The following is a 16,454-nucleotide window of genomic DNA, read 5'->3' as shown; positions in this document are numbered from 1 at the left end:
TAGTATGCCGGTTCCGCCCTATGTTGCACGCGGCCCTGCGGCAAAACTGCGGGTTTCCAGTATTCGCTGGCGTATGGTGGCCGCGCGGTCGCCGCATTTCGGGAGGACGACATGCAACGCAACATCCTGACGATCGGTCTGCTGCTGGCCTTGGCTGCCTGCAAGCCCGAATCCGCCGGCCAGGCACCGGCCGCGAGCGGCGATGCCGATTACGCCCAGCAACTGCACGAGCGCCTGCTCGACGCCAAGCCGGGCGACGTCATCGAGATTCCGGCCGGCACCTACCGTTTCGACCGCAGCCTGACCCTGCGCGCCAGCGGGGTGACCCTGCGCGGCGCCGGTATGGACCAGACCGTGCTGAGCTTCAAGGGGCAGAAGGCCGGCGCCGAGGGCCTGCTGGTCAACGGCGACGATTTCCTGATCGAAGACCTGACCATCCAGGATTCGCGCGGCGACGGCCTGAAGATCAGCGAGTCGGAAAACATCACCATCCGCAAGGTCAAGGTCGAATGGACCGGTGGCCCCAGCACCGACAACGGCGGCTACGGGCTGTATCCGGTGCTGACAAAGAACGTGCTGATCGAGGACAGCGTGGCGATCGGTGCTTCCGACGCCGGCATCTATGTCGGCCAGTCCGACGGCGTCATCGTCCGTCGCAACCGTGCCGAGCAGAACGTGGCCGGGATCGAGGTCGAGAACACCCGCAACGCCGACGTGTACGAGAACGTCGCCACCGGCAACACCGGCGGCATCCTGGTATTCAACATGCCCGGGCTGTCGCAGCAGGGCGGCAACATCCGCGTCTACGACAACCAGGTGGTGGCCAACAATCACGAGAACTTCGGCGCCGAAGGCACGCCGGTGGCCAGCGTGCCGGCCGGTTCCGGGGTGGTGGTCAATTCCAACGACGACATCGAGATCTTCGACAACGAGATCCGCGACAACGCCACCGCCAACATCATCATCTCCAGCGTGTATTCGACCGGCTACAAGGACTCGACCACGTCCGACAGCTTCGACCCGTATCCCGAGCGCGTCTACGTGCACGGCAACACCCTGTCCGGTGGCGGAGATTCGCCCGACGGCCTGGACCTGAAGGCGCTGAGGATCGCGCTGTACGGCCTGCGCGGCAGCCTGCCCGACGTGCTGTGGGACGGCTACTACAACGCCGACCGCAAGGTCGATGACCAGGCGGTCGGCCCGGAAATCTGCCTGCGCGACGTCAGCGGCGTGATCGACGCCGATGGCCCCGGCGGCTACAAGAACCCGAACAAGGACGCCGCACCGTTCGCCTGCGACCTGCCCAGACTGCCGGCCGTGGACCTGAAGCGTGGTTGATCGCGTGCGTCTGGCCGCAGCGCTGCTGTTGCTGATGCTGCTGGCCGGGTGCGGCCGCCAGCCTTCGGTGAACTTCTTCGCCGATGGCATGCCGCCGAAACTGAGCGACTGGCATGTGCTCGATGTCGAGCAGGGACGCCTGCGCCTGAATGCCGGCGTGGTTCCGTACGACCTCAACACGCCGCTGTTCACCGATTACGCGCACAAGCTGCGGACGATCTGGATGCCGGAAGGCAGCTCGGCGCAGTACCGCGATTACGAGGCCTTCGACTTCCCGGTCGGCACCATCATCAGCAAGACCTTCTACTACCCGCTGCCGGCGGGGCAGGCCTGGGACGGCAAGTCGGTGGCGCGCAGGCCGCCGTCGGACAGCGTGCTGAAAGGCGAGAGCCTCGAGCTGTCGAAGGTGCGGCTGGTCGAGACGCGCCTGCTGGTGCATCGTCAGGACGGTTGGATCGCGCTGCCGTACGTATGGAACGACGCCCAAACCGACGCGGTGCTCAAGCGCACCGGCGATCTGGTTGACCTGGAGCTGGTCGCCGCCGATGGCAGCCGCGAGGCCCTGCCTTACCAGGTGCCGGACCAGAACCAGTGCGGCGGCTGCCACATCACCGACAATCGTTCGCGGTTGCTGTCGCCGATCGGGCCCAGGGCCAGGCACCTGAACCGCGACTTCGACTATGCCGACGGCCGCGAGAACCAGTTGACCCATCTGACCCGCATCGGCTACCTGAGCGGCGCGCCCGATCCGGCGCAGGCGCCGCGCAATGCCGACGCCGCCGATGCCGGCCACGCCAGCCTCGAACAGCGCGCGCGCGCTTATCTGGACATCAACTGCGGCCATTGCCACAGCCCCACCGGCGCGGCCATTACGTCGGGTTTGTTCCTGGATGCGCGGACCGAGGACCGCCACAAGCTGGGCTTCTGCAAGCTGCCGATCGCTGCCGGTCGCGGCACTGGCAACCGCCGACACGATATCGAGCCGGGCGATGCCGCGGCGTCGATCCTCAGCTTCCGCATGCAGAGCACCGACCCGGGCGAAATGATGCCGGAGGTCGGTCGCTCGGTGACCCATCGCGAGGGCGTGGAACTGATCAATGCCTGGATCCAGGCCCAGCGCAGCAGTTGCGACGATATGGCGGCGGACAGGATTTCCGCCGACGACACGAACGGATAACCGAAATACCACGCTTCTGGGAGGGAGTGATGAACTTGCATCAACGCGAATTGGCAATCGGCCTGCGCCGCGCCCTGCTGGCCAGTTGCCTGCTCAGCGCCGCCGGATCGGCACTGGCGCAACAGGCGACCGCCGAAGCGCAGGACGATGCCGCCACGCTGGACACCGTCACCGTGACCGCGCAGAGCCGTCAACAGGAACTGAAGGACGTGCCGATCGCCATCCAGGTGGTCAACGGCGAGACGATTGACCGCGTCGCCGCCAACGACATCGGCGACCTGGCCGACTTCGTGCCCGGCCTGGTGGTGTCCGATGGCAGCCCGACCCAGCCGCGCTACGCGATCCGCGGCATCTCGGTCGGCGATTTCGGCATCGGCACCGATCCGCCGGTGGGCGTGTACATCGACGGCGTGTATTCGGCGCGCACCGGTGGTGCCATGCTGGCGTTCAACGACATTGAGCGGATCGAGGTGCTGAAGGGGCCGCAGGGCACGCTGTTCGGCCGCAACAGCGCCGCCGGCGCGGTGTCGCTGATCACCAACAAGCCCGGAAGCGCGTTCGAGGCGAACGCCCGACTGCGCTTCGGCGAGGATGGGCGCGAATATCTGTCCGGTCTGGTCAACATCCCGTTCGGTGATCGCCACGCATTGCGCTTCAGCGCGCTGAGCAACCACAGCGACGGCTGGCTGACCGACGCCGGCAGCGGCGCCAAGCTCAACCCCGAGGACAGCTGGGCGACCCGTGCGGCCTGGCGCTCGGAACTGGGCGATGCGACCACGCTGAACCTGTCATGGGACCATGAAAGCATCAACCAGAAGGCGCGTCCGGCGATCGGGCTGGTGGCGCTGGATCCGTATCCGTCGGTCGCGCCGTATCCGGCCGATCCGGCCACGTACCTGAATCCGCTGGATGCACCGGTGTACAACGACGTGATCGGCAACGAGGAATCGCGCAATTTCAACGGCGTCACCCTGCAGGTCACCCACGATTTTTCCTGGGGCACCCTGCTGTCGACCACTGCATTGCGCGACTTCGATACCGTCAACCGCGAGGACGAGGACGGCAGCAACCGCCCCAACCTGTACTTCGATACTGCCAACATCGAGAGCAACCGCAGCTACTACCAGGAATTCAAGTTCAACGGCGTGGCCGGCAGTTTCGACTGGGTGGCCGGCGTCAGCTGGTTCAAGGAGGAGGCCGACCAGACCAGCGATACTCGCCTGCTGACCGACAGCCTCGGCACGGGGATGTCCAACCTGCAGATGCTGGGCGGGCCGATCGACGCCATCGCGCTGATCGACCAGATCCTGCAAGGCCAGGGCATTCCGTTCACCATGCTGGGCCATACCTGGACCGAAAGCATGATCAACCAGGGCGACGCGCAGGCGCTGGCCGCGTTCGGCGACGTCATCTGGCACGTCAACGACAGGCTCAACCTGACTTTCGGCCTGCGCCTGACCCACGACCGCAAGGAGTTCTCCTGGTACAACGGCCCGCGCGAAGCGGAGACGTTCGACTACACGCTGGCGGCGCTGGACCAGGCCGGGTTCTTCGCCCTGTTGCAGTCGATGGGCCTGCCGGTGGCGGCCGAGATGTTCCAGGAAGATTTCGTATTCGCCTTCGGTGAACTGGAAGGGGTCAAGGTCGGCAAGAAGGACTCCTGGACCGATATCAGTCCGCGTTTCGTGATCGACTACGCGCTCAGCGACGACACCATGGTGTTCGCCTCGTTGGCCAAGGGTTACAAGGCCGGTGGCTACAACAGCGTGCAGCCGCTGTCGTACTTCGACAACGAGGAAGTGTGGAACGCCGAATTCGGCATCAAGACCGTGTTCCCGGAGCAGAAGCTGTCGCTCAACGCGTCCACCTACTACTACATCTACAAGGACCGGCAGTCGATCTACCTGGATACCAGCACCGCCGGTTCGGCAGTGCCACGTTACCTGATCGATACCAGCGATCTGCAAGCCTGGGGTGTGGATCTGGACATGCACTGGCGGCCAGTGCAGGGGCTGGACCTGAACCTGTCCGGCGCCTTCATCGATTCGACCTACAAGGACGCCATGATCAACGGCACCGACGTTTCCGGTGATCCGACTGGCGAACCGTATCTGTCGTTGTCGCTGGGTGGCAGCTACACCTTCAACCTGGGGGATGCGGGCGACCTGAGCCTCTCGTTGCTGCATGCCTACCGCGGCAAAGGTCGCTGCAACGCGGAATCGCAGACCCAGGGCAGTTGCCAGAGCAGCCCCAACTTCAACGTCAACGAGGCGCAGAACCGCACCGACGTGCGCGTGCAATGGACCTCGGCCGACGGCGTCTGGGGCCTGGGTGTGTACGGCAACAACGTGTTCGACAAGCAGTACGTGACCGGGGTGAACAACATCAGCGCCTCGGTGCTGGGCACGCCGTTCGCTTCGATATCGGCGCCGCGTCAGCTCGGGGCGGAGCTGAGCGTCTCGTTCTGATCGTGGCCGGGTTCCGGCGGGCTGGCATCCGCCGGGGCCAGCCTGCATGCTTGTCGGCATGTCGCAAGCCGGTTCCGGGCACGACGAGGCGGCCCGCATCCCCATCGCCTCGCTGAAGGGCGTTGGCCCGCGGGTGGCCGAGAAGCTGGCCGCGCGCGGCCTGCTGACCCTGCAGGATTTGTGGCTGCACCTGCCGCGGCAGTACGAGGACCGCACCCGGCTGACGCCGATTGCCGAACTGCGGGCGGGCGAGACAGTACAGGTCGAGGGCAGGGTGGAAGCGGTCGAACGCGGCTTCCGCTACCGGCCGATGTTGCGGGTGGCGATCGCCGACGATTCGCAGGCAACCCTGGTCCTGCGCTTCTTCCACTTCCGTTCGCAGCAGGTCAACCAGTTCCGCGTCGGCGCACGGGTGCGTTGCTACGGCACGCCGCGCCCGGGCCAGCACGGACTGGAGATCGTCCACCCCAGCTATCGGGTGCTGGACGAAGAGGGTGGCGAAGACCTGGGCGAGGCGCTGGACCCGGTGTATCCGGCGATCGAGGGCATCGGCCCGGTCAGTCTGCGCCGGCTGGTGGCGCAGGCGCTGGATCGCCTGCCCGACGAGGCCTCGCTGGAGCTGCTGCCGGCGGACGTGCTGGATGCGTTGCGGCTGCCTTCGCTGCGCGAGGCCGTGCTGACACTGCATCGTCCGCCACTCGATGCCGACGTGTCCGCGTTGCTGACCGGCCAGCATCCGGCGCAGCGCCGGTTGGCGCTGGAGGAATTGCTGGCGCACCAGTTGAGCCTGCGTCGGCAGCGGATCGCCCTGCAGCGGCATCGCGCGCCGGTGCTGGCCGGCGACGGCGTGCTGGCACGCCGGCTGGAGCAGTCGTTGCCGTTCCGGTTGACCGCGGCGCAACGGCGGGTGTTCGAACAGGTATGCGCCGACCTCGCCAAGCCGTTGCCGATGCTGCGGTTGGTGCAGGGCGATGTCGGTTCCGGCAAGACCGTGGTCGCCGCGCTGGCGGCGATGCTGGCGGTTGAGCAGGGGCGGCAGGTCGCGCTGGCCGCGCCGACCGAATTGCTGGCCGAGCAGCACCTGCGCAACCTGCACGCGTGGTTGCAGCCACTGGGCGTGCAGGTGACCTGGCTGGCCGGCAAGGTGACCGGCAAGGCGCGCGCCAAGGCGCTGGAGGACGTGGCTTCTGGCGTGGCGCAGGTCGTGGTCGGCACCCACGCGCTGATGCAGGAGGCGGTGGTGTTCCACGATCTGGCCCTGGCCATCGTCGACGAGCAGCACCGTTTCGGCGTGCAGCAACGATTAGCCTTGCGCGACAAGGGCGCGGCCGGCGGCGGCGCGGTGCCGCACCAGCTGGTGATGACCGCTACCCCGATCCCGCGCACCCTGGCCATGACCGCCTATGCCGATCTTGATGTATCGGCGATTGACGAGTTGCCGCCCGGACGCACCCCGGTGCAGACGGTGGCGCTGGCCGCCGAGCGTCGGCCGGAACTGGTCGAACGCATCCGCGCCGCCTGCAGCGAAGGCCGCCAGGCCTACTGGGTATGCACCCTGATCGACGAATCCGACGAAGTGGTCGCCCAGGCCGCGCAGACCACCTTCGAACAACTGGATGCGGCAATGCCGGAGTTGCGCATCGCTCTGGTCCACGGGCGGATGAAGGCCGCGGCCAAGCAGGCCGCCATGCAGGCCTTCACCCGTGGTGAGATCGATCTGCTGGTGGCGACCACGGTAATCGAGGTCGGCGTCGACGTGCCCAATGCCTCGCTGATGATCATCGAGAACGCCGAGCGGCTGGGCCTGGCGCAGTTGCACCAGTTGCGCGGCCGGGTCGGGCGCGGCGCGGCGGCTTCGACCTGCGTGTTGCTGTACCAGCCGCCGTTGTCGCAGATGGCGCGGCAGCGGCTGGATACCCTGCGCCAGACCAGCGACGGCTTCGTGATCGCCGAAAAGGACCTGGAACTGCGCGGTCCCGGCGAGTTGCTGGGCACTCGCCAGACCGGGCTGGCCGATTTCCGCATCGCCGACCTCGGCCGCGACGCCGGCCTGTTGCCGCAGGTGCACGCGCTGGCCGACCGCCTGCTGGCCGAGGCGCCGCAGCAGGCCGACCGCATCGTCGCCCGCTGGGTCGGTGGCGCGGCCCGCTATGCCGGGGCCTGAAACCGCTTCGCGCATAATGGGCGAATGGACGAACGCATTCCGCTGTTGATCGATACCGACCCCGGCGTGGACGACGCGCTGGCCCTGCTGATGGCCTTCAACGACCCGCGCCACCGGGTGGTCGGGTTGAGCATCGCTGCCGGCAATGTCGGCCTGGCCCATACCGTGCGCAACGCGCTGAAGCTGTGCGAAGTGGCCGGCCGTGATGACATTCCGGTGTTCGCCGGCGCGCCGGCGCCGCTGCTGCATCCGGCCCCGGACGCCGGTTACGTGCACGGCGAGGACGGGTTCGGCGATGTCGGTTACCCGCCGCCGGCCCGGCAGGCCGAGGCCGAACATGCCGCGCTGGCCATCCTGCGCTTGTCGCACCAGCACGCCGGGCGCCTGCTGCTGGTGGCGCTGGGGCCGCTGACCAACATCGCGCTGGCGCTGAAGCTGGACCCGAGCCTGCCGCAGCGGGTGGCCCGGCTGGTGGTGATGGGCGGGGCGGTCACCGCGCACGGCAACATCACCGCGGCGGCGGAGTTCAACTTCTATTTCGACCCGGAAGCCGCGCATCTGGTGTTCCAGGCCTTCGGCAGCGCCATCGAACTGGCCGACTGGGAGGCCACCCTGGCTCATGGCCTGTTGCACGAACGGGTCGAGGAGTGGCTGCGGGCCGATACCCCGCAGGCGCGCTTCTACGCTGCCATCTCCGAGAAAACCCGGCTGTGGTCGCTGGATCGCCGGGGCGAATATTGGTACGCCGCCGATGCCCTGGGCATGGCGCTGGCGCTGCAGCCGGAGGGCGCGCTGGAACGGGTGCGGCGGCCGCTGGTGATCGAACTGCAGGGCGGCCACGGCCGCGGCGCCAGCCTGGTCGACTGGCGGCACGAGGCCGAGGGGACGGAGGCCGGGCCTGAGATCCTGCTGCGCTACGACCGCGACCGTTTCGAGGGCCTGATCCGGGAGGCGCTGGCCGCGACCTGAGCCGGCTTGCGCCGCGCCAGGGGCTTTGGTTACAATGCTGGGCTTCCCTTCGCACATCTGGTGCCGCCATGAAGGCCGACATCCATCCCGAATACCGCGAAGTCGTCTTCCACGACGTGACTTCGGATTTCAAGATCCTGACCCGGTCGACCCTTGCCAGCAAGGAAACCACGACCTGGGAGGACGGCAACGAGTACCCGCTGGTCAAGGTGGAAATTTCCTCCGCCTCCCACCCGTTCTACACCGGCAAGCACAAGGTCGTGGACACCGGCGGGCGCATCGACAAGTTCCAGCGTCGTTACCAGCAGAAGTAATCGCCGCGACAGCGTGGTGAAATGCTTCGGACTCGACGGCCGCGCCTAGCGCGGCCGTTTCCGTTTGTGCTTTCGCGCGGCTCGTCCTTTAGTCGGATTCGCCTCCGAAGACGCGTTTGCGCAGCCGCGGCGCGCTGGCGCGTATGCGATAATTCACAGTACCCGCGGGACCGCCGCGGGCTCCCGTCATGCGTCAGGTCGCGTGCCCGGCGCCCCCCACGAAGGAGCATGCTGTGTCCGATTCCAAAGCACTCGATCAGGTGACCCTGACCGCCGGCGACAAGGCGGTGGCGTTGCCGGTGCTCAAGCCCACCTTGGGCAACGATTGCGTCGACATTTCCAGGCTGACCAAGGAAACCGGCCTGTTCACCTACGACTCCGGCTTCACCGCCACGGCGAGCTGCAAGTCCGCGGTGACCTACATCGACGGCGACAAGGGCGTGCTGCTGTACCGCGGCTACCCGATCGAACAACTGGCCGAGCACTCGAATTTCCTCGAGGTGGCCTATCTGCTGATGAATGGCGAGCTGCCAAGCAAGGAAGCGTTCTCGGCTTTCGAGAACGAGGTCACGCATCACACGATGATGCACGAGAAGTTGAAGAACTTCCTGCAGGGTTTCAACTACGACGCGCACCCGATGGCGATGCTTGCCGCCAGCGTCGCTTCGCTGTCGGCGTTCTACCACGACACCCTCGACCTGGAGGATCCGGAGCAGCGTCGGCTGGCCGCGATCCGCCTGATCGCCAAGGTGCCGACCCTGGCCGCTGCGGCCTACCGCTACTCGATCGGCTGGCCGATCCGCTACCCGCGCAACAACGTCGGCTACGTCGACCGCTTCCTGCACATGATGTTCGAACTGCCGAGCGAGCCGCTGGAAATGAATCCGGTGGTGGCCAAGGCGCTGGACCTGCTGTTCATCCTGCACGCCGACCACGAGCAGAACGCCTCCACCTCGACCGTGCGGCTGGTCGGTTCGACCGGTGCCAATCCGTATGCCTCGGTGGCCGCCGGCATCACCGCGCTGTGGGGCCCGGCGCATGGCGGCGCCAACGAAGCGGTGCTGAAGATGCTCGATGAGATCGGCACCGCGGACAAGGTCGAAACCGCCGTGGCCCGGGCCAAGGACAAGAGCGATCCGTTCCGCCTGATGGGCTTCGGCCACCGCGTCTACAAGAACTTCGACCCGCGCGCCAAGATCATCCGCGAGATGACCCACAAGGTGCTGGGCGAGCTGGGCGTGGACGATCCGCTGCTGGAAGTGGCGATGAAGCTGGAAGAGGCCGCGCTGAAGGACGAATACTTCGTCGAGCGCAAGCTTTACCCCAACGTCGATTTCTACAGCGGCATCATCTACAAGGCGCTGAAGATCCCGACCGAGATGTTCACGGTCATGTTCGCCATCGGCCGCACCGCCGGTTGGGTGGCACACTGGCTGGAGCAGCAGGTCGATCCGGAAATGAAGATCGGTCGCCCCCGGCAGATCTACACCGGTTACGACGTGCGCGACTACAAGGGCGCCGGCGACCGCTAAGCCTGCGGGTTGTTGCGGTTGATCAGGATGGCGCCCCGCTTCGGCGGGGCGTCGTCGTTTCAGGCGGACGGCACGTCCAGGTAGTTTTCGATCTCGTCCTCGGCCAGCAATTCCCGCAGCTGGGCTACCGAGGCCCGGCGCATCGGCTTTTCGTCCACGGCGGACAGTGGCGCCTGGCGCAGGGCGTCGCGCGGCAGGACCAGCAGGTCGAAACCGATGCCGTCGGCGGAGAACCGCCAGACCGGCAGGTCGGTTTCCCGGTTGCGGTCCAGACGGACGTGGCGGCTGCGCGATTCGGCCGGGATGCCGTGTTCGTCGAGGAAGCGCGGCACCGCATCGGCGTCGTCGGCGAACAGGTGCAACTGCACCGGCGAGCGCGCATCGGCGGTGCCGTCCAGCACCGGGCCGACCAGCCGCGGCTCGAAACGGGCGAGGAACTCCAGCGCGTGCAGGGCGGCTTCGCGGCGCATGCGCAAGGCGGAAACCTGCGCGTCGCCGAAGAACAGGCGCTGGTATTCGCGCAGGGCGTCCTCGATCTCGCGATTGCGCGGCAGCGAGGCATCGTCGTGGATGCCCAGCCGGCTGGCGGCCTTGAGCTTGGCCTGGTGGAAGTCGCGGAACCCGCCCTCGGCCATCAATCGTGCGGCTTCGTGGGCCAGTCGTCGCCGACGCTCGCGGGTCCGCGTCTCGGCATGTTGGCGGGCGCGATGCATGTCGATGTCCCCTGCGGAGGCCTTGATCGACTCTACAGGAAACCCGTATCGGTCCGGGGAAGGACGATTCCTTCCGGATCAGAAGATGTCGAACGCCTCCTCGTCGGGCAAGACATCCTCGTCGTAGAAGCTGTCGTCGTCGTGCATGCGGTCGGCGTCTTCGACCTTGACCCATTCGGTCTTGCCGTTGACCGTCACTTCGACCATGCCTTGCGGCGGTTCATTCTGCGCCACCGGCTGATCCTTCAGCGCCACCCGCATGTAGTCGATCCAGATCGGCAGCGCGGCGCGGCCGCCGTACTCGCCGCGGCCGAGGCTGCGGAAATTGTCCTTGCCGACCCAGACCACGGTGGCATAGGGGCCGCCGAACCCGGCGAACCAGGCATCGCGGTAGTCGTTGGTGGAACCGGTCTTGCCGCCGACGTCCTCGCGGTTCAGTACCCGTGCCGCCGTCGCCGTGCCGCGAAGCACCACGTCGCGCATCATCGACACCAGTTGGTAGGCGGTACGTTCGTCGATCGCACGCGGGGCGGTGGTGGTTTCGGCGGTCGCGGGGTCGTTTCCTGCGGTTTGCGGCGCGCTTTCCGGCGAGGGCGCGGCCTCGGGCTTGGGAGCGGCCGATTGCGTCGGGCCGAAGTTGAAACCGTCGACGACGCTGCTGGTCGCCGAACTGCCGGCATGGCCGCCACAGCTGCGGCAGGCCACGGCCGGGACTTCCTTGAAGATGACGCTGCCGTCGCGGTCCTTGACCTCGTCGATCAGCCACGGGGTAATGCGCGAGCCGCCGTTGGCGAAGGCGGCATAACCGCGCGCCATCGACAGCGGGGTCAGCGAGGCGGTGCCCAGCGACATCGACAGGTTGGGCGGCAGCTCGGATTCCTCGAAGCCGAACTGGCTGATGTACTTGCGGGCAAAATCGACACCGATCCCGTCCAGCAGGCGGACCGAAACCAGGTTCTTCGAGCGCACCAGCGCCTCGCGCAGCGGCATCGGTCCGGAGAACCCGCCACCGTCGTTCTGCGGCCGCCACATGCGGCCGCGACGGTCGCGAAACACCACCGGGGCGTCGAGCACGATCGAGGCCGGGTTGAAGCCCTTGTCGAAGGCGGCGGCGTACACGAACGGCTTGAAGCTGGAGCCGGGCTGGCGCCGGGCCTGGGTGGCGCGGTTGAATTCGTTTCCGGCGAAGCTGTAACCGCCAATGATGGCGCGGATGGCGCCGGTGTTGGCTTCCAGCGAGACCAGCGAGGCCTGCGCGGCCGGGATCTGGTCGATCAGGTAGTCGCCCTCGTTCTTGCCGGGGCGGATCCGTACCAGATCGCCGCGCTTGAGCAGGGCGGCCGGCGTGCGCCCGGTCCAGCGGCTGGCGGCGGCGGGCAGGGCGATTTCGCGGCCATCGGCGGCGACCACGACCACCCCGTCGCCATCGCCGCGGGTGACCACGGTCGGCAGCATGTCGGCCTGGGTCGGGATGCCGTTCAGCAGGCGTGCCAAGGCCGTGGCGTCGGCATCGGCCGGCACGTCGAAGTGTTGCTCCACCCCATGCCAGCCATGGCGGTGGTCGTACAGCGACAGGCCATCGCGGACCGCGGTGTCGGCCGCCGCCTGGGTGGTCGGGTCGATCGTGGTGGTGACGTGGTAGCCCTTGGTCAGCACGTCGCCGCCGTAGCGGGCGATCATCTCCTGGCGGACCATTTCGGCCACGTAGGGCGCGTAGACCTCGATTTCGCGCTCGTGCGGTCTGGCATGCATGGCTTCGGCTTTGGCCGTGGCCGCTTCGGTCGGGGTCAGGTAGCCGTCTTCCCGCATGCGTTCGATCACGTACAGGCTGCGCTCGTGGTTGCGCGCCGGATTGCTGATCGGATTGCCGGTGGAGGGGAATTTCAGTGTGCTGACCAGGGTGGCGGTTTCGGCGGTGGTCAGCTGGTCCAGCGACTTGCCGTAGTAGTACTCGGCGGCGGCGGCCACGCCGTAGGCGCGGTTGCCGAAGAAGCTCTTGTTCAGGTACAGGCCGAGGATCTCGTCCTTGCCCAGTTCCTTCTCCATCCGCATCGCCAGCATCATTTCGGCCAGCTTGCGGGTGTAGCTGTACTCCGAGCTCAGGAAGAACTGGCGGGTCACCTGCTGGGTGATCGTGCTGCCGCCGGCTACCCGGCCTTCCTTGCGGCTGACGATCTGCCAGACTGCACGGGCGATGCCCTTGGGATCGACGCCCTTGTGCTGATAGAAGGTGCTGTCCTCCGCGGCGATGAAAGCGCGTTTGACTTGCTCGGGGACTTGATCGATATCCACCGGATAGCGGCGGGTTTCGCCGAACAGGCCGATCAGCCGGCCGTCGCGGGCGTAGATGTACAGCGGCTCCTGCAGCTGGACATCCCGCAGCGACTGGATATCCGCTTCGGGCAACTTGGAGGAAACCACGTAATACAGGATGCCAAGCCCGATTGCGGCGATCAGCGCGAAGGCGATGAAGAGGTAGATCGCCCAGCGCAGCAGGCGGCGGAAACGGGGCATCCGTACGGTTCCGATTGCACAATTGACAGCGGCGGAGTATAGATTAGGGCCGGCAAGCCAGTAACGATTCCGGGGGAAACAAACACTTGGCCTGCATCTCTAAACAAATGTGACAAGCGGCACACCCGGGACGAAACACCGCGAGTGCCGTAGGATATGCTCTAGATACCGATAACAAGACTGACAGGAACGGCCGGGGGCTGTGCCTGCTGGAAAGGGGAAAACCGTGGGGCTACTCCCGAAAAGCCAGCCACCGCTGGTTGGCGTTGACATCAGTTCGACCGCGGTCAAGCTGCTGCAGCTGTCGCGCGCGGGCAATCGTTTCCGCGTGGAACACTATGCCGTGGAACCTCTGCCGCCGAATGCGGTGGTGGAAAAGAACATCGTCGAAGTCGAAGCCGTGGCCGAGGCGATCCGCCGCGCAGTGACCCGCGCCGGGACCAAGGCCAAGTTCGCCGCCGCGGCGGTGGCCGGATCGGCGGTCATCACCAAGATCATCCCGATGCCGGCCGAGCTGGACGAGATGGAACTGGAAGCGCAGGTCGAGCTGGAAGCGGTCAACTACATCCCGTATCCGATCGACGAAGTGAACCTGGATTTCGAGGTGCTGGGCCCGGTTCCGAACAATCCGGAAATGGTGCAGGTACTGCTGGCGGCATCGCGTTCGGAAAACGTGGAGTTGCGGCAGTCGGCGCTGGAACTGGCCGGACTGACCGCGCGGGTGATGGACGTGGAAGCCTTTGCGGTGGAAAACGCCTTCGCCCTGATTGCCAACGAACTGGCGGTGCCCGCCGACGGTCTGGTCGCGCTGGTCGACATCGGCGCCACGATGACCACCCTGAACGTGCTGCGCGACGGGCGCAGCGTCTACAGCCGCGAACAGGTGTTCGGCGGCAAGCAGCTGACCGACGAGGTCATGCGCCGCTACGGCCTGACCTACGAGGAAGCCGGCATGGCCAAGCGCCAGGGCGGCCTGCCGGACAGTTACGAGGTCGAGGTGCTGGAGCCGTTCAAGGAAGCCACCGTGCAGCAGATCAGCCGTTTGTTGCAGTTCTTCTACGCGGGCAGCGAATTCAACCGGGTTGACCAGATCGTGCTCGCCGGCGGTTGCGCCGCGCTGATCGGCCTGCCGGAAATGGTCGAGGAGCAGCTTGGGGTACCGACCCTGGTAGCCAATCCGCTGGCGCAGATGACCCTCGGTCAGCGTGTGCAGGCGCATGCTCTGGCGCAGGACGCGCCGGCGCTGATGATCGCCACCGGCCTGGCGCTGAGGAGCTTCGACTGATGGCAAAGATCAATCTGCTCCCCTGGCGCGCGGAACGGCGAGCGGCCCGACAGAAAGAGTTCTACGGCATGCTCGGCTTCGCGGCGCTGGCCGGCGTCGCGCTCGCGATCCTGCTGTGGCTCTACTACGGTGCCCAGATCAGTGGCCAGGAGGGACGCAACCAGTTCTTGACCAGCGAGATCACCAAGCTCGATGCGCAGATCGCCGAAATCGAGACGCTGGACAAGCAGAAGGACCGCTTGCTGGCGCGCAAGAAGGTCATCGAAGAGTTGCAGGCCAATCGCTCGCAGATGGTGCACCTGTTCGATTCTCTGGTACGCACCATTCCGGACGGCGTCGCCCTGACCAACCTGAAACAGGAAGGCGAGGTGCTGACCATCGAAGGCCGCGCGCAGTCGAATGCGCGGGTCAGCAGCTACATGCGCAACCTGGAATCTTCCGGCTGGATGACCAAGCCCGACTTGGCCATCATCGAAGCCAAGGCGCCCGGCGACGCGAAGGGTGCGGCGGCCGGTTTTGCCCGGGCGTTGCCGTATACCTTCACCCTGCAGGTTCGCCTGGCCACCCCCAACGACGCGGAAGCGGCCGCTGCCGACGGGGCATCCGGGGACACTCAAGTGGTCGAAGTCATGCCGGCGGCGCAGGAAGCGGCTCCGGCGAATGCGCCTGCATCGACACCGGCCGACACGGAATCGACGCCTGCCAGCGCACCGGCGCAACCGGAAGCCGACCCGGCGACCGCGCCGGCCACTGAAACGGAGCCGGCGTCATGAGCCAGAAGAAACCTTTCAAGGTCAGCGACCTGGACTTCAACAACATCGGCGACTGGCCGCGCAACGCCAAGATCGTGTTCTGCGTGCTGGTCGGCTTGTTCATTCTGGTGATGGCCTGGTTCCTGCTGATCAAGGGCAAGAGCGAAGAGCTGGCAAGCCTGGAGGGCAAGGAAACCCAGCTGCGTCGGGACTTCGAAGACAAGGCCGGGCGTGCCGCCAATCTGGAGCCGCTGAAGCAGCAGCTGGCGCAGATGGAGCAGGTGTTGCAGCAGATGCTCCGTCAGCTGCCCAGCAAGACCGAAATGCCCGACCTGATCGTCGATGTCTCGCAGACGGCCTTGTCGAGCGGCCTGAGCAACGAGCTGTTCCAGCCCGGCCCGGAGTCGCCGAAAGAGTTCTACGCCGAAAAGCCGATCGCCCTGCGCATGGTCGGCAGCTACCACCAGTTCGGCGCCTTCGTCAGCGGCGTGGCCTCGCTGCCGCGCGTGGTCATCCTGACCATGCACGATATTTCCCTGCAGCCCAAGGATGGCAATAACGCGGGCATGCTCGAGCTGTCTGGCACGGTGAAGACCTATCGCTATCTGGACGAGGAAGAGACGGCCGCGCAGGAGAAGGCGGCAGCGGATGCCGCGGCCGGCAACAAGGGGGGCAAGTGAGCATGATGAATCAGGCTTCCCGAATGACCCGCATCGCGCTGCCCGTGCTTGCGATACTGGTGCTGGCGGGCTGTGGTCGCGGCATCACCAGTACACCGGGCGATGCGCCGAACCTGCGCAAGTGGGTGGAGGACGTGCGTGCGCGGCCTGCACCACCGCTGGATCCGTTGCCGGTCATGCAGCAATTCGAGACTTTCGAATACGCGGCGCAGGACATGCGCGATCCGTTCAGCGATGCATGGAACAACGCCGACAGTAGCGGTCCGCGTCCGGACCCGAACCGGCGCAAGGAAACGCTGGAGCAGTATCCGCTGGACAGCCTCGACATGGTGGGCACCATCGGAAGTGGTGGTGGGCTTGTGGCCCTGGTGATGGCGCCGGACAAGGTGACCTACCGGGTGCGCCCAGGCGTATACCTGGGACAGAGCGACGGTCGTGTCACCAGCGTGCACGAAGATCGCATCGAGCTTGTTGAACTGGTACCGGATGGAGCGGGGGGCTGGCTGGAGCGTCCGGCCGCCATCGCGCTTGAAGATCAATGATTAGGG

13 protein-coding genes are annotated in these 16,454 nt (G+C 66.3%); 11 read left to right on the top strand and 2 right to left on the bottom strand.

Annotated features, from left to right (window positions below; all coding sequences use genetic code 11):
* Positions 1–111: 111 nt before the first annotated feature.
* The 7 genes from CSC70_RS05845 to CSC70_RS05815 all read left to right on the top strand — a co-directional run bounded on the left by CSC70_RS05845 (position 112) and on the right by CSC70_RS05815 (position 9,962).
* Complete coding sequence (locus CSC70_RS05845; protein WP_162455716.1) at positions 112–1,338, top strand: parallel beta-helix domain-containing protein; 1,227 nt, start codon at positions 112–114, stop codon at positions 1,336–1,338.
* Positions 1,331–2,515 carry an SO2930 family diheme c-type cytochrome gene (locus tag CSC70_RS05840; protein WP_246189333.1) on the top strand — a complete coding sequence of 395 codons (1,185 nt, stop codon included), beginning with the start codon at positions 1,331–1,333 and terminating at the stop codon, positions 2,513–2,515. The genes CSC70_RS05845 and CSC70_RS05840 overlap by 8 nt, the downstream gene beginning before the upstream one ends.
* A 29-nt stretch (positions 2,516–2,544) precedes the next feature.
* Complete coding sequence (locus tag CSC70_RS05835) at positions 2,545–4,983, top strand: TonB-dependent receptor (protein ID WP_162455715.1); 2,439 nt, start codon at positions 2,545–2,547, stop codon at positions 4,981–4,983.
* A 58-nt stretch (positions 4,984–5,041) separates the two neighbouring features.
* Complete coding sequence (gene recG, locus CSC70_RS05830; protein ID WP_162455714.1) at positions 5,042–7,147, top strand: ATP-dependent DNA helicase RecG; 2,106 nt, start codon at positions 5,042–5,044, stop codon at positions 7,145–7,147.
* Positions 7,148–7,171: 24 nt separating this feature from the next.
* On the top strand, positions 7,172–8,116 hold the full coding sequence (locus CSC70_RS05825; RefSeq protein WP_162455713.1) for a nucleoside hydrolase: 945 nt from the start codon (positions 7,172–7,174) through the stop codon (positions 8,114–8,116).
* A gap of 68 nt (positions 8,117–8,184) precedes the next feature.
* On the top strand, positions 8,185–8,430 hold the full coding sequence (locus CSC70_RS05820) for a type B 50S ribosomal protein L31 (protein ID WP_162455712.1): 246 nt from the start codon (positions 8,185–8,187) through the stop codon (positions 8,428–8,430).
* Positions 8,431–8,618: 188 nt separating this feature from the next.
* Complete coding sequence (locus CSC70_RS05815) at positions 8,619–9,962, top strand: citrate synthase (protein ID WP_425501524.1); 1,344 nt, start codon at positions 8,619–8,621, stop codon at positions 9,960–9,962.
* Between the two features lie 59 nt (positions 9,963–10,021).
* On the opposite strand, the gene CSC70_RS05810 is transcribed toward CSC70_RS05815, so the two are convergent.
* Entirely contained in the window at positions 10,022–10,675 is a 654-nt protein-coding gene (locus tag CSC70_RS05810; RefSeq protein WP_162455710.1) for a hypothetical protein, read from the bottom strand.
* Between the two features lie 78 nt (positions 10,676–10,753).
* Complete coding sequence (locus CSC70_RS05805; RefSeq protein ID WP_162455709.1) at positions 10,754–13,189, bottom strand: penicillin-binding protein 1A; 2,436 nt, start codon at positions 13,187–13,189, stop codon at positions 10,754–10,756.
* A gap of 226 nt (positions 13,190–13,415) precedes the next feature.
* Between CSC70_RS05805 and CSC70_RS05800 the strand changes: the two genes are divergently transcribed.
* The 4 genes from CSC70_RS05800 to CSC70_RS05785 are packed head-to-tail and all read left to right on the top strand — an operon-like array spanning position 13,416 to position 16,448.
* Positions 13,416–14,474, top strand: a complete 1,059-nt coding sequence (locus CSC70_RS05800) for a pilus assembly protein PilM (protein ID WP_162455708.1) — start codon at positions 13,416–13,418, stop codon at positions 14,472–14,474.
* Positions 14,474–15,247, top strand: coding sequence for a PilN domain-containing protein (locus tag CSC70_RS05795; protein WP_162455707.1), 774 nt, complete (start codon positions 14,474–14,476; stop codon positions 15,245–15,247). The genes CSC70_RS05800 and CSC70_RS05795 overlap by 1 nt, the downstream gene beginning before the upstream one ends.
* Positions 15,244–15,906 carry a type IV pilus inner membrane component PilO gene (locus tag CSC70_RS05790; RefSeq protein WP_162455706.1) on the top strand — a complete coding sequence of 221 codons (663 nt, stop codon included), beginning with the start codon at positions 15,244–15,246 and terminating at the stop codon, positions 15,904–15,906. Before CSC70_RS05795 ends, CSC70_RS05790 begins: the two co-directional genes overlap by 4 nt.
* A gap of 23 nt (positions 15,907–15,929) precedes the next feature.
* Entirely contained in the window at positions 15,930–16,448 is a 519-nt protein-coding gene (locus CSC70_RS05785) for a pilus assembly protein PilP (protein ID WP_162455705.1), read from the top strand.
* The last annotated feature ends 6 nt before the right edge of the window (positions 16,449–16,454 follow it).

This window comes from Pseudoxanthomonas kalamensis DSM 18571 (assembly GCF_010211745.1).
GTDB classification, from domain to species: Bacteria; Pseudomonadota; Gammaproteobacteria; order Xanthomonadales; family Xanthomonadaceae; genus Pseudoxanthomonas_A; species Pseudoxanthomonas_A kalamensis.
This window is presented reverse-complemented; position numbering and strand designations above follow the sequence as displayed.